Here is a 19,458-nt window from a genome sequence, read left to right on the forward strand (position 1 = left end):
CCGTAGAGATGAATCTTACGGGTAACAGTGTCTCACTTTTTGGGGGGTCTAGGGGTATTAATGAGGGCTGATGGTCGGATTGCTGTTGCCGGGCGGCGACCAGTTCCACCCCGCAATTTTAGTGACAGCGAGAGGGGGTAAATGTGCTGCGGGAAGTGCAATAATAAAAGCGACAGTATTCAGCCGTTAACACAGGGAGGCAGAGGTAATATGACCAAGCGTTTATTCGGAACCGACGGGGTGCGGGGGCTCGCGAACGAAGACATCACCGCCGAATTGGCGCTAGATTTGGGAGTGGCGGCCGCGCGTTTGGTGGTAGAGGAACGCATTATGGCCACCGGCCAGATGCCCATCGTACGTGACCTGCTGAAAGAACAACGCGAAGCCGCGATGATGGAATCGCGCACCGGCATTAAACGCCCCCAGCTTATTCCCGAAGAACCTGCCAAACCTCGCGCTATTATCGGACGCGATACCCGAGTTTCCGGGCAATTCCTCGATCATGCCCTGGCGGCCGGCCTGTCGAGCGCCGGCATGGATGTGACGCGCGTCGGGGTGATTCCCACCCCCGGCGTGGCCTATCTGACCGAGGCACAAGATATTGAACTGGGCGTGGTGATTTCCGCCTCGCACAACCCGATGCAAGACAACGGCATTAAGTTTTTTGCGCGCGGGGGCTATAAACTTCCTGACGAGATGGAAGACCGCATCCAGGCCATGCTAGGGCAAAACTGGGAACGTCCCCTGGGGGCGGGGGTTGGTAATGTGGTCGCCAACGGGGCGGCCGCAGACACCGCCTATGTCAATCACCTGGTGAACACGGTGCCGGTGTCCCTGCATGGGCTGCGCATCGTGGTGGACTGCGCCAACGGGGCGGCCTCCGAGATTGGGCCGCGGGCCTTGCGGGAAGCCGGGGCGGACGTGGTGGTTATTAACGCTTCGCCCGATGGGCGCAATATCAACCTAAAGTGCGGCTCGACCCATCCCGAGCAGTTACAAACCATGGTGGTGGCGGCCGGGGCAGATTTCGGGGTGGCCTTCGACGGGGATGCCGACCGGTGCCTGGCGGTAGACGGGATTGGCAACCTGGTGGACGGCGACCAGATTATGGGGATGCTGGCGTTAAAGATGAAAGAACAGGGGATCTTGACCCACGACACCCTGGTTGTTACGGTTATGTCCAATCTGGGGCTGCGCCTGGCGATGGAGGCGGCCGGGATTAATGTCGCTACCACGGCGGTGGGCGATCGCTATGTTTTGGAAGAAATGCGGGCGCATGGCTATGTTTTGGGTGGGGAGCAATCCGGGCATGTTATCAACGCCCGTTTCGCCACCACCGGGGATGGGATTTTGACCGCCCTGCAGGTGGCGGCTACGGTTGCCGCTACCAGTGCGCCGCTAAGCGAGCTGGTGGCAAAGATTCAAAAACTGCCGCAAACCTTGATAAACGTGCCGGGGGTGGACAAGACGCGGGTGGATGACCCGCAGCTGCAGGCCACTGTGGCCGAGGTCGAGTCGCGTTTGGGTGGTGGCGGACGGGTGTTGCTGCGGCCTTCTGGCACCGAGCCGCTGGTGCGGGTCATGGTGGAAGCCCCCACTCAGGAGCAGTCCGACGCGGAGGCGGCGGTTATTGCCCAGCGGGTAAAGGATTTGTTGGTGCTTTAGGCGTGAGCAGAGTGCCGGGTGGGGTGCTGCCGGGCGTTACGGGTGGGTCGGTTGCCCCGGATTCATGAGGTGCCATCCGGGATTTTGGGCGTATTCGTGGATTCTTCCCGGTAAGAGGCCGTTGTTTTAATGCTCAAACAATCTGAAGCGCGCCGGTGTCTGGCCGAAAAGGGCACTGTCGTTAGAATTGGGAGTGTTTCACGAAGGGAGTTGGCTATATGAAGCGCAAAGACATCACTAGGAAAGCTATTAGGGAGGCTGTGCGCAGCCAGACTCTCGCTTCGGCACGTTTGGAGGGTCGTGGTGTTCCGAGTGGCTTCAAGCTAGCGCCTGAAACACAAAGATTCCTTGACAGCGTTTTAGCTGCAAAACGCTCATGAATTTCTCCCCAGACTATGGCAAAACACCGCTGACGTATGACGAGGTTTCCGCTCTTACGTCGTTGTTTCGACGCGCCCAGAGGGAACCTGACAAGCAAAGTATTTATCAGATAGAGTAATCCATCGAGAATGCGGTCGGCGAAAAACTGGTACTGGCAGTAGCCTCCGGTAAATTGGGTTTATTCGATTTGCTGAGTGATTATTTTCTGCGGCGGCTTCATTCAGATTTATATGGTGATATCTGGGTTTGGGCAGGGAAGTACCGTACTCGAGAGCTAAACATCGGAGTTGCGCCTGAACTTATTGCGACACAGGTCAGACAGGCTTTTGACAATATTTTGGGCTTAGTGGACAGAAAGTGTTGATTTTTTCTTGGTTTTTCGTTGGTGTTTCAAGGGAAGACGGGATAAAAGTCGTTTGGACTTGACTTTTTGGTTGGACAGTTAGTGTTGATTTTGGTCGGGTTTTTTGTTGGTGTAGCAGGGGAAAGTCTGGTTTAAAGTCGGTTTCATACTGGTGGGTATGAAAACGAATAGGAAAGCTTGTCCCGAGTGTGGGAAACCAATGGTGAAGAATGGCCACGATAAACGCGCTCGTCAACGCGCTAAAGAATCCATCAAACCCAGAAAAGACAGAACCTACGTCAATGGAAAACTAGTCGAAGGACAAGCCATACAAGGCTGGACCAAAGTCCTACAAGAACTATCCCTACACTACCCCGAAAGATTCGAAACAAACTAACAAACCAAACCGAACTTACACATAAAACTTGACAAGCTCTCTGCCAGCTCCACGCCAAGGAAGCGGACAAGAACTACCGCAAGTTTCAACGCGACCCGAAGATCAACAAGCGTTACGGCGGGCGCTGGCGACGCATCCGTGCCGCATACATTTCCCAGCATCCTTTGTGCGAAGACTGTCTAGACAAAGGAGTGACCACCCCAGTTCAGGAAGTCCACCACGTCCTACCCTTAGACCATGGCGGCAGCCACGACTTTTCTAACCTGCGCAGCCTGTGCAAACCCTGCCACTCCAGGCAGTCGGCGTTGGACGGTGACAGATGGCGGCAAGGCCCGCAGGTGTATTCGTATTAGCCCAGCCAGTTTTGGGTGTAGGCCAGCAAGCCAAGAACGGCTCCGATGCCAGCACTAATAAACACCCGAAGATTGCTGGACGCCCAAGAGCGGGGCTTATCGAGGTCTTGATTGTCTTCCATGACGTAATTATTGCAGAAAACCCTGCTCCTGCGCCGCAGCTTCCGTCGACCTCAAAGTTGTCTCCCTGGCTCTTGTCCGGCGCTTACGGCAAATCTCACGCGGAGGAAACCACAACTTCGATAATTTAATGGCATTATGCAAGCCCTGCCACTCGCGGATCTCCGCTTTGGACGGTGACCGCTGGCGTAGCGGAAGGTTTACCAAGCGCGATGTTTATGAGTTTTAGGCGATGGAGTCGATGGCTCGTTTCGCGGTGACGAGGTCAGCGCCGGTGCGTTCCCGAAACTTCTTGATCGCTACCACGGGTTGGCCGTTCGCTACTAGCTCGAGTTCCTCAGCCGTCACGCCATAGGCGTCAACCTGTGCTGGCACGCCAGCGGCAGCGAGCTGTGAACGGAGCTGCTCGATAGCGGCTGCTTGACGTTGGACTTCACTGCGAAGTTTATCGATTTCTGCTGCTTGATTGAACCATTTACCCATGAGGCACCTTTCACCACGATTAATTATTGATGGTTTCTATTCTCTCAGTTTTGGTAGGGGCGGTCGAATCTCTACGGGATGAGGTACTGGACAGCGGGCGGGGCCAACCGCGCACGAAGTTTCCGAATCAAACAGGGTATTAACCCGCAAGCCCTCCATTACCGGGCTAACCGCCTGGAAGGAGGCGAGATTTCATGGCGAAAGACGGAACCAATCGTGGTGGGCGCCGTGTGAGGGCTGGCGCGAAACCAGACCCGCTCAACGAGAAACTCGCAAAGGGTCTGCCTGCTACTCGCCTGGAAGATCCGCTAGCGAGCCCTTTTGATTTCGAGGGTGCAGATGTTGGTGACGGGGCGGTGCTTGCTGGTGAAGTGATGCCCGAACCCTCTGAATACTTAAGCGATATTCAGCGTGATGGTAAACCCTTGGGTGCGGACATTGTGTATAGGGAGACGTGGCGCTGGCTTGATGAGCGTGGCTGCACGAGGTTTGTTTCTAAGCGCCTGATTGAGACCTACGCCCAGGCGTTCGCCCGCTATGTGCAGTGTGAGCAGGCAATCTCCAAGTTCGGTTTGCTCGGAAAGCACCCGACCACGGGGGCGGCTATCGCATCCCTATTCGTGGCCATGTCTCAGTCGTTTAGCAAGCAGGCGAATACGCTCTGGTACGAGATTTTCGATGTGGTCAAAGCCAACTCGCTGGTGGACTACTCGGGGCCGACTCCTGCGGATAACGTGATGGAACGGCTACTTCAGGCACGCTCATAGTTATTGGCGTAGTGCGGGTGCGGTGTGGGCGTAGATGACGACCACTGCAATCAAGGCGATACAGACGGTGAAGGGTGCCAGCGAGTTCCACCCGTAAAGGGCGGTCGAAGCCAGCGGGGCAATCGCGTACGCCAACCCATTATTAGCGTTGATGATGCCAGCCACTGCGCCTTGCTCATCTGCACTCATCTTCAAGGTTGGGCCAGTGTTGTACCCGGGCATCGCCAGTCCCATACCTACCCCCAGCACGATACACCCGACAACCAGTAAAGCGTGCGAGGAGGTAGGCCAAATGAGCACAGTTGCAACTAGTGTAATGGTCAGACCAGTACGTAAAAGCTTCGCTGCTCCCCACCCTGTCTTTGGAGCAATCACCGCTTGGGCAATGATCATGGTCACGCCCATGATGGTCAGGTAAATCGCGGAAATACCTGCGGTCGCAGTTGCCGACAGGGCGAAGCGGTCTTGGACAGTGAATCCAAAAATCGTAGCAACAGAAGAAAACACAAGAAACATCACCAGACCAGTTGCTAGCCAGGGAGCTACACGCGGATCAGTGAAGCGAATCCGTTGAGGCTTTGCAAAAAGTTGCCATTGTCTTTGAGGTGCGAAACTCACCAAGAGAACAACCAGACCAATCACCATCACAACGGGCATGACCACCAAGGGCAAGAGCAGGCCACCAGCAGCGGCTAACACACCTCCAGTAACACCTCCAACAATGGAGGCCATCCCTTGAGCCGCTCCAATCATGCCTAGTGCTTTTACCCGCCCGTTCTCGCTGGCAGTATGCGTGACCAGGTGAGCTTGCGCGGTCGGGGCGATCGCTGAAATCCCTGCACCATAGAGCAAACCACGAGTGATCACAACACCAAAAACTAGTCCGACACCGCCAACTACCTGGTTCATCCCCAGGTAGGAGACAATACCGAAGGCGCTCAAAGCGATGATTGCGATCACAAGCCCGGCAGCGAGTACACGTTTAGCGCCGATACGTTGGGAAGCTCGCCCCCAATAAGCACTCAAGCCCGCTAGTACAATCGCTGCCAAAGAGATAGTGGCGCCAATATGCCATTCCCGCAATCCCATCTGTCGTGACAGTGGCGCGATGATCGGATTGAGAATCATTTGCCCCATAAAGGCGAGAAAAACGATTCCCACTACCAGGTTCGCTTGCGCTCCTGGATCAATAGAACTCTGTGCCGGCTTATTACTACGAGGGTCAGGCATCACTACACTCCATTACTAGAACACTGTTTCACTTAGGGATATTATAGAATGGTGTTCTAGTAAGGGTCAAGGGATAAGTTAGGGTCACCTTATGAACACTGTGCTAACGGGGCGAAGGGCTGGGCTATCACGCGAGCTGATTGTCAAACAAGCTGTACAGTTAAGCGCGATCAGTGGCGTTGAGGGATGGTCAGTACGGGACATTGCCCGTGAACTGGGCGTGGTTCCCTCAGTGATTTATCATTATTTTCCAAACAAGGAAGCCATTTGTGATGCTGTTGTAGACCGGGTATGTGTCGGGATTGAAGTTCCCGACCCGGACCTTGAATGGAAAGCCTGGTTTCGAGCTATGGCTCACAATCTACGCCCCGCATTGTTAGCATATCCAGGGATTACCGATAGGTTCGCGCGGGGCAAGTTCAACGAACAGTTTTTGCCGATGATCGATGGAGCCTGGGTCAAACTACAAGAACTATCCCTACACTACCCTGAAAGATTCGAAACAAACTAACAAACCAAACCCCACTTACACATAAAACTTGACAAGCTCAATCGTTTTGGTCAACATTGAAAATCGAGTACTACTACCGGCATGCTTTCAGGACAAGAGAGGAGGTCTACGAAGGGGTTTCAAGCTGGATTGAAGGGTTTTACAACCGTAAACGGCTGTATTCCAGTATCGGCATGATGCCACCCGTGGAATACGAACTCAAGATGAGTCAGACCGCCTGGAAACAGGCAGCCTAAACAACCAACCTGTCAACAACTTGCGGCCAACCCCAATTTACGATGATAAACTCTATGTAGACAGGGTTAGGAGAGGAATGGGGTGTGGACAATAAGATGTTTTGGTAGCTAAGAGAGAAATGAGGTCATTGAACTTCTTAACAGCAACGGGCTTGCGGCGGCATTGATTTGCAGGATTACCGGTATCGGTAAAACAATTGTCTTTAATATGTTAAAATAAAAGAAAATTCCCCCGATTCTATTTAACAGTGTCAAAAAGGCATCTTTTATCAGCTTCATGAAAGACATGACGATACCCTTGCTTATTAAATCCCCGATTTCCTATAAGGCTATGTATAGCGAAGCAGTTCGGAAAGCGAAAGATCTTCCATCAAAAACAATTCCAGTAGCAAATACGAAAGCAAATATTCTATTGCTGGCAGGTGAAGCCGATCAATTATGGGATACCCATAATATGGCACTATCAATTAAAGACCAACGACCTGAAAATATTGTGATTCAAAGTTATCCCGGTGCGGGACATACTTTACAAGGCTTGAAATACGTTGATGCCGGAGCAACGATCATTGAATTCGGTGGAGAGGAAGAAGAAAATCAAAAGGCTAAAGCGGAGTCTCAAACCTTGATACTTGAAACACTTATGTTTTGGATTGATTACCGTAGTCCCTTTACACTGCCACGACGGGAAATATCAGATTGTGTAAATTAGCATTTGAAGGAGAAATCAATGAGTTTAGATGAATTGAGGAATGATATCATCATAAAGCAGAAAAAAGGTCTGCCGTTTATTCTTACGTCCGTCGTAATATGGTTATTGATTACGGTTGTCGCTGCATTGGATATAAATATTGCGATGAAAAATATCTTGGTGTTTTGTTGTTCAACGCCTATGCTTCCGCTGTCATGGCTGATAGGGAAGAAAATTGGCGTGGATATATTTTCAAAGGACAACGAGTTGGGAAATTTAGGGTTTTTATTTACAATGAATCAGATTTTATATCTTCTCATTGTAATATGGGTGTTTAACGCCGTACCTGATAAAATGATTATGGTGTATGCAATGGTCTTTGGCGCACATTTACTGCCGTATTCATGGCTGTACAAATCAAAAGTCTACCGGGTTTTCGCAATTATCATTCCTGTTTTATCGCTTGTTTTAGGAAATCTTTTTGGCGGATTTGTTGTTGCAGGAACAGCTGCAGCTGCCGAAATTGCCTTTGTCTTTATTTTGCGAAATGAACTGAATGGTATATAGATAAGTAAATGGAATTTTTTATTGCTGTAGGTTGTAAGAAGGAAACTAATTAATCATGTTTTCTGGCTAGCTGGACAAGCAAGGACATTAAACATGCAGGTAAATATGTTGACAACTTAAAAGAAGACAAGAATGTAAAAGATGGAGTCAGATTTTTTAAAATGATTTATTTAATGAGACATGGTGCAGATCCGGTCGATCGTTATGGTGGATGGAGTGAATATGGGGGTTAATGCCCGAATTATGTGTTTTTATCGGGCGTGTTGTTATCGTATGGTTCCTTTGCGGATGGAGATGTCGGGGTGGTAGTCGGTTTGGGTGAGGTCGCTGCCAGTATCCCATAGGGCGGGTCCTGGTTTAGGTTCTCTGGTTTGTGGTTTGGCCTGGGGGTTTAGGTGTTCGGGCTTGATGAGCAGGTGCGGGATAACGGGATTTTCACTGTGTAGGTAGCACCACCACTCGACGGCGCGTCTCATGTGGTCTTCGGACAGACCCCGATGGTTACGGATTAGCGTTTTGATTTGCGTGTTTATGCCGCCTTCCAGCGCGTTCGTAGTCGATGGTGGCGGCAGAGTGGCTTGGGTTTGCAGATGAGGGTTCAGGAAAGCGAACAGGGTGCCTTTCCTGGTTTGGGTTGCCAGGAGGTTATAGGCTTTACGGGCGTTTTGATGCGTGTACCACCACTCCTGGGAAGGCCTAACCCAAGTGGGTACGTTATCGGGGAGAACCTCACTGCGGTAGGTTTTCTTTCCGAGCCACTTGCTATACAAGTCGTGGAATTGCTGTAGCTGGTTCGTCCATTCGTCTGCTTGTTGCGGGCTAGTGATTTTCACAAGCTTCTGGGCTAAACCCCACAGGGCTTTATGGGCATCGAGCTTGAATCCGGGCTGGGCTTCGTCGATACGCTAAATGTGGTACGCTGGCGGGATGGATACCACGTATGCGACTGTTGTGGGAGATAGGGGGCGCTTGGTGGTGCCCTCTGTTTTGCGTCGTAGTCAGGATTGGCGCCAGGGCACCCAGTTGTTGCTGCTGGAAACTCCTTACGGGGTGTTGGCGATGACTCGGAGCCAGGCCAAAGACCTGGTCAAGCGGCAAATTGGTGCGGGGAGCCTGGTTGCGGAGCTTCTCGCGGAGCGTCGGGAGATTGCCGGGAAAGAGGCTTCCTAGTGTTTGTTTTGGATGCTTCGGCTTTGTTGGCGTTCCTGCAAGGGGAGCCTGGTTGCGAGCGGGTCGAAGAGGCGTTGCCCCAGGGTGTGGTGGGTGCGGCGAATTGGTCTGAGGTGATTCAGAAGCTCTTGTCTCGGGGTGTGGATGTGTCTTTGGCTACCAGTTTGTTGTTTTCCTATGGGGTGCAAATCCGTGAGGTAACCGAGGCTGATGCCGAACAGGCCGCGCGCTTGTGGCATCCGGGTAGTGGTCTTTCCTTGGGGGATCGACTCTGTCTGGCCTTGGGCCAGCGCCTGGATGCGACGGTTTTAACCGCCGATAAAGCCTGGGGTAATGCCACAGGAATCGAGCAAATCCGCTAGCCAGCGTCCTCCCTTGTTTGCCTCGGCTGCATGAGTCGCCATCCGGGATTTACGGCTCTATTTGGTAGCGGGGTTGGGCTTCGAACTTGAATCCGGACTTTTAAATATCGAATCGATATATGGCGGTAATGGCGATATTGTCGGCTATTTGCGTGGCATTTGCGGTGCATCGCATTGATTAAAGGTGGTTTATGCGCTACATTTGGTGTGGAGGTGTATGATGGCGACTACTAGTTTTTCGGTGCGTTTGGATTCCCAGGTAAAGGCTCAAAGCGAGCAGTTGTTTCAGGATTTGGGGATGACCTTGACTACGGCAATTAACGTGTTTTTGCGCCAGGCCATCCAGGCGGGCGGGTTACCATTCGAAGTCAAGAAGGCCGACCCTAACCGGGAAACGTGGCAGGCGCTGGTGGAATCGCAACGTTTGTTGAACGACCCGACCGCTAAGGGATACACGGATGTGGAACAAGCCTTGGCTGAGCTCAAAAAATGAGCCTTGAAATCCGGTGGACCGCGCGGTTCAAAAAGGACTACAAAATGCGATGCGACGCGGGCAACCGATGGAAGAGCTCGATGAGGTTATCCGCTTGCTTGCCGAGGGCGAGGAATTGCCCGAAAAATATCGGGATCACGCATTGGTTGGAAACTGGTTGGGACACCGGGAATGTCATATCCGACCGGATTGGCTGCTGATTTACGCGGTGAATAACCGAACGCTGGTACTAACCCTGGCTCGAACCGGGACACATTCGGACTTGCTGTAAGGAATCGCCCGTGCGCCGCTAAGTGCGGTGTTGCGTATTCCGTTGGCTTCATGAGGTGCCATTCGGCTTGTGTCGTAAATTCAATCAGCAAACTGCTGACGGCACCAAGATGGGAGCCTACACGGAGTTACTGCGCAAGGTGGTGTCCGAGATTACTGGGTTACAAGAGGAAAAAGGCATCGAGAACCTGTTCCGCCTGGGTGAAGTTGGGAGTGGTTCTGTCCTGGGGTTCGACGATTACTCTTTGGCAGTGAAGAATCCTAGGCTGACTGGCGAACAAAAACTGTGGAGCTCAGGCGCTAAGTGTCATTTCGTGTATATTTGAGCTGAGTCTAAGTGTCATTTCGTGTTTACTACGGGTGGCTTAGGAAGGTGAGGCGCGGAAAATGACGGTGGATCTGCGGCAAAAATCTGCCCGATCGAGGTCAAGTCGGGACGCTATCAACGGCACACTTCTTTCGATAAATTCCGAAGCAAATTCCGCACCAAACTGGGTCAGAGCTATATCCTCTACACTAAAGACCTGATGGAAAAGGACGGTATCCTCCACCTCCCCCTCTACATGGCGATGTTCATGTAGCTCGGGACATTCTTGCTTGTTGCAGTGCATAAGGGGAGGAGAGCGCCGCTCGGTTTGCCCCCGGTTATCCTGGTGAGGTGCCGCTGGGTACAGTCAAAGAGTTGTGAGCCGGGGGATGATGACGCGGTCTACCAGTTTCATCAACTCGGTTTTGTCGACTTTGCCGCGCGTCAGGATGTCCGCCAGCAGCAACAGCATCGGGAATCGAATGTAAAACGGATCCAACACCGCTTCGCTCAGTTCGCCGCGCGCTATTGCTGCCCGATAGAGACGAGTGACGGCTACAAATCCGGGGTGAACTGTTACGGCAGAGAAATGCTCACGTTGTTGCGGGCTTGCCTCCGAAAGAACGCCCAGCACGGTGACGATTTCAATATGTTCCATCCAGCGCTTCATGACGTTAATCAGATTCATAAAGTCCTTGCGCAGCGATGTCGAATCATGTAATTCGGTCAGAAAGGCGGGTGCGGTGCGAACTGCTGCAAATGTCACCATTTCCGACCGTGTAGTGAATCGCCGATAGAGGACGGGTTTGCTGGTTTTCGCGCGGCGTGCCACTCCCTCGAAGGTGAGGTTTTGGTAACCGTGTTCGGTAAGTTCTGTCATGATTGCTGCGGCTAGCGCGTCAAGCAGTTCTTCTCCGGTGCGGCGTTTGGATTGCATACCTCGATTGTAGGTGATTTTTCTACATAGATACGCATCGTTTCTAAATCTGTTATGATTAGTAAGAAACGTTCCGTGTCTACAATGGAGGTTTTGGTGTCGCTCAGAGCCACACTCGCTGAACTTGAAAACTTCCGTGTGCATGGCGTAGTGCGCGCACTAGCTACGCGCCAAATCCGGGGAGGACAGCGATGAAAATCGGCGAAACACCTGTCGAGCCAGCCGTGGTCGTGGATGACCTAGTGGTTACCCGCGGCAAAGGTAAGGCGCGCAAAGAAATCTTGCACGGCATCTCTTGTGAGCTGCCCACCGGGTCGATTACGGGGCTGCTCGGCTCGTCAGGGTGCGGCAAAACGACGTTGATTCGCACGGTTGTAGGCGCTCAGCGCATCACTTCGGGCAGCGTAAGGGTGCTGGGCGAGCCTGCCGGCACCCCTAGGCTGCGCCGTCTGGTTTCCTATACGAGTCAAAATCTCTCGATTTATCCGGATATCTCGGTAGCCGATAACGTCACGTATTTCGCCCGGCTGGCGGGGGCGGGTAGCTCCAGCGTGGCAGAGGCTATCGAAACGGTGGGGCTTGACGAGCAACGCAACCAGCTGGTGTCCACGCTTTCGGGCGGTCAGGCCTCGCGCACTTCCCTGGCATGCGCACTGGTGGGCAAGCCGCAGCTGTTAGTTTTGGACGAGCCGACTGTTGGTCTCGATCCGCTCACTCGTGAATCCCTGTGGACCACGTTTCGCAATCTTGCCAATCGCGGGGTGACCTTGCTGGTTTCGAGCCACGTGATGGACGAAGCGCGGCATTGCGACAGCGTGTTGCTGATGCGCGATGGGGAGTTCCTCGCCCACGAACCTATTGCTCACCTGCAAGAACGAACCCGAACAACCAACGCGGAGGACGCCTTCTTGGCGCTGGTGAAACAGCAAGACCACGAGGAGGCAAACCGATGAAACTCGCTACCGTTTCGAGGATTAACGCCCAGTTGCGTCATGACCCGCGCACTGTCGCGCTTGTGCTGGTCGTACCCGCACTCCTCTTGACGTTGCTATATTTCGTGTTTGTCGATGTTCAAGTGCCCCCGGGAGCGCCAGCACCGTTTGATCGGATTGGGTCGACTATGCTCGCAGTGCTTCCCATGTTGATGATGTTCATCATCACTTCGGTGGTGATGCTGCGGGAACGCACCATGGGTACTTTGGAACGATTGCTGACCACGCCGGTGAGCAGGTGGAATCTAATAGGCTCGTATGCGCTGGTATTTTCGCTGCTGGCGTTGGCGCAAGCGGTTATTCTCGAGGTGTTGATTCTCGGGGTGTTCGGGGTGGAGATTGAAGGCAGCTGGTGGACGTTGCTCCTGGTAGCGGTGGGTGACGCTCTGCTTGGCGTGTCGTTCGGACTGTTGGCGAGCTCTTTTGCCACCACCGAGTTCCAGGCAGTGCAGTTCATGCCGGTTTTCATCGGTCCGCAACTGCTGCTCTGCGGACTGTTTGCCCCCGTGGACTCCATGCCCGATGTGTTGGAGGTGATTGCCCGGTGCTTGCCGATGACCTGGGCTGCTGACGTGGTAAATACCGTCATTGAAGACGACACTCTCGCCTGGGGGGAATGGATTCGCCTGGGAGGGCTCTTTGTGGTCTCGCTTGCCGTTCTTTTTCTCGCTTCTCTCACGATGAAGCGAACGGTGAAGTAGCCGGGGCGGGAACGTCCCGGGCGCGGTGAAGCCCCGAGTCTGGTGGTGGCGGTTCGATTCACACCCGAAGAACTGGCGAGGCTTGATGCCCGCGCCGAAGCCAGGCAGGTGACTCGTTCGTCTCTGATTCGCGAGGCAGCCTTGGCGTGAGCCTCAATATTTGGAAAACTGCTCGCAAACACGCCAAAAAGCAGCGCGACGGCGAGGGTGGCTAGCGCCGGGGGCAAACCATTAGAATTTTTCCACTTTATTGTCAAAGTGATTACGTTATTGCGAGAAAATGCTTATAGTTCTTTCCCTTGGAAAAGTTCCTTGTGAGAGCCGATGCGAATGAACCTGATTATCTGGGTCTTTTTTCGCTGGTGATAGACCACAACTACATCAAATGCGCCTTCTTGTAGATGTAAACCCCAGTAGCCGGTGTAGGTTCCGCGTGTGTGCGTCAGTAGATGCGGGTCGTAAGTCGGCGGCACTTCTCCGAGTTCCTCGATAGCGTAAATTAGCTCGCGCATCTCATCTTTAATGTGTGGATAGCGTCGTACAACCTGCGTAAAATCCGTTTGAAACTGGCTGTCAAAGATAATTTTCATGAGAGGCTGTCCAGGAATTGCGCCGCCTGGGGGGCATCGTCAAAGACTGCCCCGGTTTCGGGTTTCTCGCCGTCAATCACCTTCTGGGTATCCTCGATGACACGAGCGGTTTGCGCATTAGGAATGTAGGCGAGGGCGGGGCGGATGGGAAGTGCTTGTTCACGCACCGCTTGCTTTAAGAACATATTGAGCGCCGTGGACATATCAAGCCCCAGGGCGTCAAAGAGTTCCTCGGCAGATTGCTTGGTCTGCGCATCGGTGCGGAAGTTAATCCGGGCTGCTGCGGGAGTTGCCATACCCATCACTCCTTGTCCATAAGTGGTACATTGTATATCCATTGTACGCATGATTGACATATCGGTAAATAGGCAGTGCACAAGGGCGTGGGGTGGGGGCAAGGGTCTAGCTAGTGCTGCGGGACGCTTCATCGGTGAACGTGGCGTAGTAGAGCTTATCTAAACCAATTGCTGCCAAAATTCTGAAGTGTCCCAGGTTTTGTTCCGCTTCTTATACGGGTGCTAGTTGTTTAGCACGGGTTTGATTATATTGGGTTATCACTTCCTCGGGAGTGGAATAATCTAGCGATTCGTGGAGACGCTGGTGATTCCACCAGTACACCCAGTTCAGGGTCGCCCATTCGACTTCGGTACATGAGTCAGGTCTGGGAGTAAATCAACTCGGTTTTGTATAGCCCGTTGACGGTCTCGGCTAGCGCGTTATCGTAAGAATCCCCAATAGTTCCGGTCGATGATCTAATCCCTGCATCTGTTAGGGCGAAAAAAGCTGATGCCAGTTTCAGAATCTCGTTCGTACGTCTGAGTTCTGCGTTTTCTTTACGCAGACGTCGTATCTCGGCAGACTCCTCTCGAGTGACCCCGGATCTCTCGCCCTGATCTATTTCAGCTTGATTCACCCAGCGGCGCAGTGATTCCCGGCTGACACCGAGTTTCAGTCCGATATCGCTGATAACCGCCCATCTCGAAACCCCAGAATCGTCTCGAAGCCGGTCAAACACCAGCCTGACAGCACGATCCCTAAACTCCTGCGAATAATTCCTAGGCATAAAGCAATCCTCTCAAAAAAACCTAGGAACAAAACCTGGGACACTTCAGTCTGGGTTGTGACAGAATCAGGAAATTTTGGGGGTAGCATGAAGGGGTTTGTGGCAAAATCAGGAAAATTCAAGACAGGGTGGCCGATTTAGTTCATGGTGGAGGCGGTTTTTCCTGAATTTGTCACGACAGGGTACGAATATTGCCGCCAGGTTCAGAAGTTGCTGTTGTTTTTTGATAATTTGAGATTGTAATTGGTGTTGTAACGGCAACCTAGAATCCTCTAATTTTCGGATATTAGGGTGTCAAAAACGCTAGCAAAACCAGTCTACCAGCACAAACAAAACAAAAATACGCCATATGCTACGTAATTGTGGAAGTCAGACAGAAGCCTACTGATTCGAGGGATGCTGACTCTTTTTGAGCATTTTCCGAGTCTCATTTGTGAAGCCGGAACCATCAATCTTGTGAAATGTGGGACCGGTTTGATTTATGAGATTTTCCAGTTTTTCCGGTGTTGCAAAATACGGTCTTGAATCATGTCTATACGCAATCCGGCTGCAGTGGTTCTCACGTATCGAACCTTATTGGCAATAACCGCCTCACGTTCAACTTGGTTCCTGGATATTCTGGAATCCTTTGTCAAGGCAATCAAATTGTGTTGTCCGCAATACCTTAGCCATTCCAAGTCAGTGACTTGCTCACCACGGTCGCCAAAAGCATCCCTCATGGTTACTACATCTAGGCCAGCCTCGCACAACCCTTTAATCAATGAGGGGCTCTCTAAACACCGGTCAATGAAAAAGCGCGCTTTGGGCATGATTACGCTGCCATGGGGAGGTCGTCCATCAAATCTCTGATTGTGTCGACCGGAATACCGAAGTTTTCCTCTAAAGCTTCGTAACTGTCCCCGGCCTGGACATAGCCCACAATGTCACGGATACGAATTCCACAGCGTTCCAACATCGGTTCACCGTAATTAATCAGCGGATTTACAACCAACAGTTCGTCGCCGTACTTACGTAAACTAATCTTGACTGGAAAATCCTGTTCGAAAGTTATCTTGCGTAAAAATTGTTCCACAACTTCGTTGAAAACTCTTTGCCCAGTGCCAGCCACCACTAAGTTTCTAACGTATTGCCCATCTTCGGTTTGCCCATAATCGTAGAGAACCTCCGCACCATCAGTGTACAGGCGCTCAGACGCCAAGATGTGCTCAATTCCCAGTTCTTTTCGCAATACCTGCACTGCGGGACGAATCCGCTGCAACGGAACTCCAGCCGCCCGGAAGCCTTTGGCGACAAAAGCTTCCGCCAAGCTAATGAAAGGCATAGACAATTCACCACTGGGCACGGAGCAACGGTAAAGCATAGCACGGCCGCTCTCGTCCGGCTGAGTCCAACGACGAGCCGTGGAAGGGTTCATTTTCACTATCCGCGCAACATCCGACACCGAGTACAGCGGGGTGCTTTCAACCAGGCTTTTAATGTCATGTGCGTTCATGATTCCCTCCTTCCCTTTACAATCCATTTTCACACACCCAGAGTTCTTTGCCTAGACGCCGGCGTGCCGCATCTGATTTGGGCACGGAAACTGGGATTTTGGCCGGGGCAGTGCCCAAGCTTACGCCGGGAATCCCGGCAAGCACCTCATGAAGCCGTGTGCCTAAGCTGAGGCGATGCAGATGTCTGGAAGTCGGAAGTCGTCGGTAAGCGCTAAGTGTCGGGCGTGTGACGCTCATTTGCGCACGCTGTTTTATCTGGATGTACATCAGGTTGTCGCCGAAGCGAGATTTTCGGGACTACCATCGACAATTTTCAGGCTGGTTTTGCGGCTGCTCGGAAAGTATCCAGGCTGCGAGGCGAGCAGTTTCGTGATTCGGCTGGTTCTATCAGTGTGGTCTGCGAGTTGAGGTAGCAACAAACTCTCTAAGTGCGTAATTGCTGTGTGAGCCTGCTCGACTTCCTGACGGCGGCTTGAGCTGAACAGTGGTTCGTGGTGTGAGACACGATTACGCACCACATTGATTATTGCCAGGTTCTGTTCAATCAATTTGCGGCTGGTTCCAGGCGGAAATACCCGACTGATGTAGGGAATTCACACGGTCTTTTCGTGAGCGGCATCAGTCATATGTCGCCAAAATCCAAAAGGTAACTCGGCTATAACCTGATCCAGGGTCGGCTGCTTAGAGTGGATTCGGGTTAGAGCTTCACTGATACTTGTTCGGTTGCGTGCATTCACATCTATTAGCTGGCCACGCCGGCGACGTTGTAATGGTTGTTGCACCGGAGAGGAAGCATCAACCATCCAGCTCTGTGTACCTTCCCAGTGGGCTATGAAAACCTGATTGAAGGCGTTGCGGATAGCCACTTCTACGTGCGCCACGTCGTGAAGCACCGCACCTGCCAGGTCTAGGTTCCATTCGTAGAGTGCTAGTGAACGCTCTTGATGCCCGTCACAATAATCGAGGTAAGCCTGCCAACGTGCCGGGGAAAGCCACGATGCTACCCATTTCAAATCTGCACTCATTTGCTGGTCTTTCGTAAAAAGTCAATACCCCGGTAAGTTTACCTGCCAGATTGCTCTGCCAGGCAGCGCTCCACCGGGGCTTCACAGTAATTGTACCGTAAGTTCACTTTTCGGCGTAGCGACCCTGTGTTCAAAATGGGAGCACGGAAGCTGGGATTTTGGCCGGGGCAGTGCCCAAGCTGACGCCGGGAATCCCGGCAAGCACCTCATGAAGCCGGAAAAACCGAGCCCACCGGTCAAAGCGACAACGCCCCCACCAGACGGTAAAATCTGTCACGGAACAAAAGCTAAACGCAAAGGAACCATATGTGTGGAATTGTTGGGGTGGCGGGGAAAACCGCTGGGGGAGAGGCGCAAGCAACGGTGCTGGAAGGCCTTGCCCGCCTGGAATATCGTGGCTATGACTCGGCCGGTATCGCGGTTGTCGATGCCACCGCTGCGAACCCAAAACTACACGCAGCCAAGGAAGTGGGGAAACTCGCCGCGCTGCGGGCGGCCTTGGAAACCAAGCCGTTACCGGCGGCCACCACCGCTATCGGGCACACCCGCTGGGCGACTCATGGGGGAGTAACCCGCGAAAACGCCCACCCACACCTGTCTTTTGACGGGAAACTGGCGTTGATACACAACGGGATTATTGAAAACGCCGATGCTTACCGGGCACATCTGCAAGCCACGGGTATCACCATGGTTTCGGAAACCGACACCGAAGTCGTCGCCCACCTGTTGGAACGCGCCTTCCTGGCGGAACCGAAACCCAAGGGTGAGCGCGAAGAAAGCGTGTTTCCCGCAACTGCCACGTTGCGCGACATAGACCCGGAAAACCGTCATCCTTCGGGCGCCACCCGGCTGGTACGTGCCATGAGTCGGGTGACGCGCGATCTGGAAGGTTCTTTTACGTTGTTGGCCATTCATGAGGAGGCTCCCGGGGTCATTGTCGCGGCACGCCGCTCCTCGCCCCTGGTGGTGGGCTTGGGCGAAGACACGAACTATTTGGGTTCCGATGTGCTGGCCTTTGCCAGCAAAACCAAGCAAGCCCTGGAAATCGGCCAGGACGAAATCGTCGTGGTCACCCCGGCCGGGGTACTGGTGCTGGACAGTGAAGGCCACGAAATCCTGCACACGCGCGGGCTGGAAGTCTTTGCCGCCGACCCCGAAAACCAAAATCGTCGCTTTGAAGTGGATTTTGCCACCGACCGGGTTACCAAGGAAGGCTATGGCACGTTTATGGAAAAAGAAATCCGTGAACAACCCCGCGCGGTAGCGGAAACCCTCAAGGAACGCCTGGATGTCAATGGAGCCTTGACTCTGGATGAACTGCGCATCGGGGCGGATATTTTCCGGGGTATCGACTCGGTGATTATCGTAGCTTGCGGCACGGCGGCTTATGCGGGGCAAGTCGCGCGTTATGCCATTGAACACTGGTGCCGCATTCCTTGCGAAGTTGAACTGGCTCACGAGTTCCGCTATCGCGACCCGGTGGTGAGTGTGCGCACTCTGGTGGTGGCAATCAGTCAATCCGGGGAAACTATGGACACGATTATGGCAATCCGCCACGCTCGCGAACAGGGTGCTCGGGTGTTGGCGATTGTGAACGCGCCCGGCTCCACTATCAGCCGGGAATCCGACGCGGTGTTGTTGACCCACGCCGGGCCGGAAATCGCGGTGGCCTCTACCAAGGCCTTCACCGCCCAAATTACGGCCTGCTACCTGTTGGGGCTGTACCTGGCGCAGGTGCGCGGCAACAAGTATGCCGATGAAATCGCGGATTACCTGGAAAAACTTCAGGAAATGCCGGCCAAGATTCAAACCGTACTCGACCGCTATGCCAGCTCGCCAGACCTGGGGGTAAACCTAGCAGAGATTTCTTCGGTAATCTTCCTGGGGCGCCATGTCGGATTCCCCGTGGCCCTGGAAGGCGCCTTGAAACTGAAGGAAATCGCCTATCTGCACGCCGAAGGTTTCGCCGCCGGGGAACTGAAACACGGTCCGATAGCGTTGATTGAACCCGACCAGCCTGTGGTGATTATCGTGCCCACCCCGCGCCGCCCCGAACTGCATCGCAAGGTGGTGTCCAATATCGCCGAGGTACGCGCCCGCGGCGCCATGACCCTGGTGATAGCCGAGGACGGGGACGAAACCGTCACCGAATTCGCTGAAGTCGTGTGGCGGGTGCCGCCCACCCCGACCCTGATGCGCCCCCTGGTTGATGTGCTGCCTTTACAGCTGCTAGCCTTGCGTAAAGCCCAACAGCTAGGACTCGATGTGGATCAGCCGCGCAACCTCGCCAAGTCCGTCACCGTGGAATAGGACA

26 protein-coding genes and 4 pseudogenes are annotated in these 19,458 nt (G+C 53.2%); 17 read left to right on the plus strand and 13 right to left on the minus strand.

Translation table 11 applies throughout. From position 1 onward, the window contains the following. The first annotated feature begins 210 nt into the window (after positions 1-210). Both glmM and F4555_RS01060 read left to right on the plus strand, forming a co-directional pair. Entirely contained in the window at positions 211-1,665 is a 1,455-nt protein-coding gene (glmM, locus tag F4555_RS01055; protein WP_004013082.1) for a phosphoglucosamine mutase, read from the plus strand. Positions 1,666-2,839: 1,174 nt separating this feature from the next. Next, positions 2,840-3,139 (plus strand): annotated as a pseudogene (locus F4555_RS01060) (HNH endonuclease); the annotation flags it as partial. Here F4555_RS01060 and F4555_RS01065 read toward each other — a convergent pair. Beyond that, positions 3,136-3,261: a hypothetical protein gene (locus tag F4555_RS01065; protein WP_004017197.1), complete on the minus strand. Its 126-nt coding sequence runs from the start codon at positions 3,259-3,261 to the stop codon at positions 3,136-3,138. The pseudogene F4555_RS01060 and the gene F4555_RS01065 sit on opposite strands and share 4 nt — an antisense overlap. 92 nt (positions 3,262-3,353) lie before the next feature. Between F4555_RS01065 and F4555_RS01070 the strand changes: the two genes are divergently transcribed. Beyond that, positions 3,354-3,488 carry an HNH endonuclease gene (locus tag F4555_RS01070; RefSeq protein WP_455709511.1) on the plus strand — a complete coding sequence of 45 codons (135 nt, stop codon included), beginning with the start codon at positions 3,354-3,356 and terminating at the stop codon, positions 3,486-3,488. On the opposite strand, the gene F4555_RS01075 is transcribed toward F4555_RS01070, so the two are convergent. Then, the gene (locus F4555_RS01075) at positions 3,485-3,742 is read right to left on the minus strand and encodes a hypothetical protein (RefSeq protein ID WP_036369917.1); all 258 of its coding nucleotides are present in this window, start codon (positions 3,740-3,742) and stop codon (positions 3,485-3,487) included. The genes F4555_RS01070 and F4555_RS01075 overlap by 4 nt on opposite strands. 194 nt (positions 3,743-3,936) lie before the next feature. On the opposite strand from F4555_RS01075, the gene F4555_RS01080 reads away from it, so the two are divergent. Further along, positions 3,937-4,509, plus strand: coding sequence for a terminase (locus F4555_RS01080; protein ID WP_004018364.1), 573 nt, complete (start codon positions 3,937-3,939; stop codon positions 4,507-4,509). Here F4555_RS01080 and F4555_RS01085 read toward each other — a convergent pair whose 3' ends face one another. Then, entirely contained in the window at positions 4,510-5,739 is a 1,230-nt protein-coding gene (locus F4555_RS01085; protein ID WP_115325564.1) for an MFS transporter, read from the minus strand. A 91-nt stretch (positions 5,740-5,830) separates the two neighbouring features. On the opposite strand from F4555_RS01085, the gene F4555_RS01090 reads away from it, so the two are divergent. The 4 genes and pseudogenes from F4555_RS01090 (at position 5,831) to F4555_RS01105 (ending at position 7,741) form a co-directional block, all read left to right on the plus strand. Next, positions 5,831-6,250 carry a TetR/AcrR family transcriptional regulator gene (locus F4555_RS01090; RefSeq protein ID WP_114990025.1) on the plus strand — a complete coding sequence of 140 codons (420 nt, stop codon included), beginning with the start codon at positions 5,831-5,833 and terminating at the stop codon, positions 6,248-6,250. Positions 6,251-6,300: 50 nt separating this feature from the next. Continuing rightward, positions 6,301-6,486: pseudogene (locus F4555_RS01095) on the plus strand (IS3 family transposase); the annotation flags it as partial. 277 nt (positions 6,487-6,763) lie between these two features. Further along, on the plus strand, positions 6,764-7,195 hold the full coding sequence (locus tag F4555_RS01100) for an acyl-CoA thioester hydrolase/BAAT C-terminal domain-containing protein (RefSeq protein ID WP_115325563.1): 432 nt from the start codon (positions 6,764-6,766) through the stop codon (positions 7,193-7,195). An 18-nt stretch (positions 7,196-7,213) separates the two neighbouring features. Then, positions 7,214-7,741 carry a DUF7010 family protein gene (locus tag F4555_RS01105; RefSeq protein ID WP_115325562.1) on the plus strand — a complete coding sequence of 176 codons (528 nt, stop codon included), beginning with the start codon at positions 7,214-7,216 and terminating at the stop codon, positions 7,739-7,741. 266 nt (positions 7,742-8,007) lie between these two features. Here the strand turns inward: F4555_RS01105 and F4555_RS01110 are convergent, their stop codons facing one another. Further along, on the minus strand, positions 8,008-8,574 hold the full coding sequence (locus F4555_RS01110) for a hypothetical protein (RefSeq protein WP_115325561.1): 567 nt from the start codon (positions 8,572-8,574) through the stop codon (positions 8,008-8,010). Between the two features lie 94 nt (positions 8,575-8,668). Between F4555_RS01110 and F4555_RS01115 the strand changes: the two genes are divergently transcribed. The 5 genes from F4555_RS01115 to F4555_RS01135 all read left to right on the plus strand — a co-directional run bounded on the left by F4555_RS01115 (position 8,669) and on the right by F4555_RS01135 (position 10,362). Continuing rightward, a complete protein-coding gene (locus F4555_RS01115; protein ID WP_249262472.1) occupies positions 8,669-8,911 on the plus strand; it encodes an AbrB/MazE/SpoVT family DNA-binding domain-containing protein in 243 nt (80 codons plus the stop codon). Further along, entirely contained in the window at positions 8,911-9,273 is a 363-nt protein-coding gene (locus F4555_RS01120) for a type II toxin-antitoxin system VapC family toxin (protein WP_004014708.1), read from the plus strand. Before F4555_RS01115 ends, F4555_RS01120 begins: the two co-directional genes overlap by 1 nt. A 217-nt stretch (positions 9,274-9,490) precedes the next feature. Beyond that, the gene (locus tag F4555_RS01125; RefSeq protein WP_004017192.1) at positions 9,491-9,766 is read left to right on the plus strand and encodes a type II toxin-antitoxin system RelB/DinJ family antitoxin; all 276 of its coding nucleotides are present in this window, start codon (positions 9,491-9,493) and stop codon (positions 9,764-9,766) included. Between the two features lie 49 nt (positions 9,767-9,815). Next, positions 9,816-10,037 (plus strand): type II toxin-antitoxin system YafQ family toxin, encoded by a 222-nt coding sequence (locus tag F4555_RS01130; protein WP_004018401.1) that lies wholly within the window; start codon positions 9,816-9,818, stop codon positions 10,035-10,037. 67 nt (positions 10,038-10,104) lie between these two features. Then, positions 10,105-10,362: a hypothetical protein gene (locus F4555_RS01135; protein WP_004017191.1), complete on the plus strand. Its 258-nt coding sequence runs from the start codon at positions 10,105-10,107 to the stop codon at positions 10,360-10,362. A gap of 348 nt (positions 10,363-10,710) precedes the next feature. Here F4555_RS01135 and F4555_RS01140 read toward each other — a convergent pair whose 3' ends face one another. Next, on the minus strand, positions 10,711-11,280 hold the full coding sequence (locus F4555_RS01140) for a TetR/AcrR family transcriptional regulator (RefSeq protein WP_004017190.1): 570 nt from the start codon (positions 11,278-11,280) through the stop codon (positions 10,711-10,713). 191 nt (positions 11,281-11,471) lie between these two features. Here F4555_RS01140 and F4555_RS01145 point away from each other — a divergent pair, with 191 nt between their 5' ends. Genes F4555_RS01145 through F4555_RS01155 form a run of 3 tightly spaced genes read left to right on the plus strand, consistent with a single transcriptional unit; the run spans position 11,472 to position 13,123 of the window. Further along, on the plus strand, positions 11,472-12,233 hold the full coding sequence (locus tag F4555_RS01145; protein WP_004017189.1) for an ABC transporter ATP-binding protein: 762 nt from the start codon (positions 11,472-11,474) through the stop codon (positions 12,231-12,233). Next, positions 12,230-12,973 carry an ABC transporter permease gene (locus tag F4555_RS01150; RefSeq protein ID WP_004017188.1) on the plus strand — a complete coding sequence of 248 codons (744 nt, stop codon included), beginning with the start codon at positions 12,230-12,232 and terminating at the stop codon, positions 12,971-12,973. The genes F4555_RS01145 and F4555_RS01150 overlap by 4 nt, the downstream gene beginning before the upstream one ends. 45 nt (positions 12,974-13,018) lie before the next feature. Then, complete coding sequence (locus F4555_RS01155) at positions 13,019-13,123, plus strand: plasmid mobilization protein (RefSeq protein WP_244854428.1); 105 nt, start codon at positions 13,019-13,021, stop codon at positions 13,121-13,123. A 134-nt stretch (positions 13,124-13,257) separates the two neighbouring features. On the opposite strand, the gene F4555_RS01160 is transcribed toward F4555_RS01155, so the two are convergent. The 8 genes and pseudogenes from F4555_RS01160 to F4555_RS01195 form a co-directional block, all read right to left on the minus strand. Then, positions 13,258-13,563 carry a type II toxin-antitoxin system RelE/ParE family toxin gene (locus F4555_RS01160; RefSeq protein ID WP_004017187.1) on the minus strand — a complete coding sequence of 102 codons (306 nt, stop codon included), beginning with the start codon at positions 13,561-13,563 and terminating at the stop codon, positions 13,258-13,260. Continuing rightward, complete coding sequence (locus tag F4555_RS01165; RefSeq protein WP_036384141.1) at positions 13,560-13,859, minus strand: type II toxin-antitoxin system RelB/DinJ family antitoxin; 300 nt, start codon at positions 13,857-13,859, stop codon at positions 13,560-13,562. The genes F4555_RS01160 and F4555_RS01165 overlap by 4 nt, the downstream gene beginning before the upstream one ends. A gap of 211 nt (positions 13,860-14,070) precedes the next feature. Beyond that, a pseudogene (locus tag F4555_RS11495) lies at positions 14,071-14,335 on the minus strand (integrase core domain-containing protein); the annotation flags it as partial. Positions 14,336-14,341: 6 nt separating this feature from the next. Beyond that, a pseudogene (locus F4555_RS01175) lies at positions 14,342-14,626 on the minus strand (transposase); the annotation flags it as partial. Positions 14,627-15,105: 479 nt separating this feature from the next. Then, the gene (locus F4555_RS01180) at positions 15,106-15,435 is read right to left on the minus strand and encodes a PIN-like domain-containing protein (protein WP_004013057.1); all 330 of its coding nucleotides are present in this window, start codon (positions 15,433-15,435) and stop codon (positions 15,106-15,108) included. Between the two features lie 2 nt (positions 15,436-15,437). Beyond that, a complete protein-coding gene (locus tag F4555_RS01185) occupies positions 15,438-16,118 on the minus strand; it encodes an antitoxin (RefSeq protein ID WP_248613743.1) in 681 nt (226 codons plus the stop codon). Between the two features lie 16 nt (positions 16,119-16,134). Continuing rightward, positions 16,135-16,356, minus strand: coding sequence for a hypothetical protein (locus tag F4555_RS01190; protein ID WP_127891463.1), 222 nt, complete (start codon positions 16,354-16,356; stop codon positions 16,135-16,137). Between the two features lie 356 nt (positions 16,357-16,712). Beyond that, on the minus strand, positions 16,713-17,144 hold the full coding sequence (locus F4555_RS01195; protein WP_004013054.1) for a hypothetical protein: 432 nt from the start codon (positions 17,142-17,144) through the stop codon (positions 16,713-16,715). Positions 17,145-17,450: 306 nt separating this feature from the next. Between F4555_RS01195 and glmS the strand changes: the two genes are divergently transcribed. Then, entirely contained in the window at positions 17,451-19,454 is a 2,004-nt protein-coding gene (gene glmS / locus F4555_RS01200; RefSeq protein ID WP_115325559.1) for a glutamine--fructose-6-phosphate transaminase (isomerizing), read from the plus strand. The last annotated feature ends 4 nt before the right edge of the window (positions 19,455-19,458 follow it).

Origin of the sequence: Mobiluncus mulieris, from assembly GCF_014204735.1 — a bacterium.
In the GTDB taxonomy this organism is placed as follows: domain Bacteria; phylum Actinomycetota; class Actinomycetes; order Actinomycetales; family Actinomycetaceae; genus Mobiluncus; species Mobiluncus mulieris.

Coding starts and splice junctions, on each gene's coding strand:
- F4555_RS01165 (WP_036384141.1), bottom strand. CDS start 13,859: ATGGCAACTCCCGCAGCAGCCCGGATTAACTTCCGCACCGATGCGCAG.
- F4555_RS01085 (WP_115325564.1), bottom strand. CDS start 5,739: ATGCCTGACCCTCGTAGTAATAAGCCGGCACAGAGTTCTATTGATCCA.
- F4555_RS01190 (WP_127891463.1), bottom strand. CDS start 16,356: ATGAGCGTCACACGCCCGACACTTAGCGCTTACCGACGACTTCCGACT.
- F4555_RS01180 (WP_004013057.1), bottom strand. CDS start 15,435: ATGCCCAAAGCGCGCTTTTTCATTGACCGGTGTTTAGAGAGCCCCTCA.
- F4555_RS01100 (WP_115325563.1), top strand. CDS start 6,764: ATGAAAGACATGACGATACCCTTGCTTATTAAATCCCCGATTTCCTAT.
- F4555_RS01115 (WP_249262472.1), top strand. CDS start 8,669: ATGGATACCACGTATGCGACTGTTGTGGGAGATAGGGGGCGCTTGGTG.
- F4555_RS01105 (WP_115325562.1), top strand. CDS start 7,214: ATGAGTTTAGATGAATTGAGGAATGATATCATCATAAAGCAGAAAAAA.
- F4555_RS01080 (WP_004018364.1), top strand. CDS start 3,937: ATGGCGAAAGACGGAACCAATCGTGGTGGGCGCCGTGTGAGGGCTGGC.
- F4555_RS01130 (WP_004018401.1), top strand. CDS start 9,816: ATGCGACGCGGGCAACCGATGGAAGAGCTCGATGAGGTTATCCGCTTG.
- F4555_RS01125 (WP_004017192.1), top strand. CDS start 9,491: ATGATGGCGACTACTAGTTTTTCGGTGCGTTTGGATTCCCAGGTAAAG.
- F4555_RS01090 (WP_114990025.1), top strand. CDS start 5,831: ATGAACACTGTGCTAACGGGGCGAAGGGCTGGGCTATCACGCGAGCTG.
- F4555_RS01065 (WP_004017197.1), bottom strand. CDS start 3,261: ATGGAAGACAATCAAGACCTCGATAAGCCCCGCTCTTGGGCGTCCAGC.
- F4555_RS01075 (WP_036369917.1), bottom strand. CDS start 3,742: ATGGGTAAATGGTTCAATCAAGCAGCAGAAATCGATAAACTTCGCAGT.
- F4555_RS01195 (WP_004013054.1), bottom strand. CDS start 17,144: ATGAGTGCAGATTTGAAATGGGTAGCATCGTGGCTTTCCCCGGCACGT.
- glmM (WP_004013082.1), top strand. CDS start 211: ATGACCAAGCGTTTATTCGGAACCGACGGGGTGCGGGGGCTCGCGAAC.
- F4555_RS01145 (WP_004017189.1), top strand. CDS start 11,472: ATGAAAATCGGCGAAACACCTGTCGAGCCAGCCGTGGTCGTGGATGAC.
- F4555_RS01150 (WP_004017188.1), top strand. CDS start 12,230: ATGAAACTCGCTACCGTTTCGAGGATTAACGCCCAGTTGCGTCATGAC.
- F4555_RS01160 (WP_004017187.1), bottom strand. CDS start 13,563: ATGAAAATTATCTTTGACAGCCAGTTTCAAACGGATTTTACGCAGGTT.
- glmS (WP_115325559.1), top strand. CDS start 17,451: ATGTGTGGAATTGTTGGGGTGGCGGGGAAAACCGCTGGGGGAGAGGCG.
- F4555_RS01140 (WP_004017190.1), bottom strand. CDS start 11,280: ATGCAATCCAAACGCCGCACCGGAGAAGAACTGCTTGACGCGCTAGCC.
- F4555_RS01185 (WP_248613743.1), bottom strand. CDS start 16,118: ATGAACGCACATGACATTAAAAGCCTGGTTGAAAGCACCCCGCTGTAC.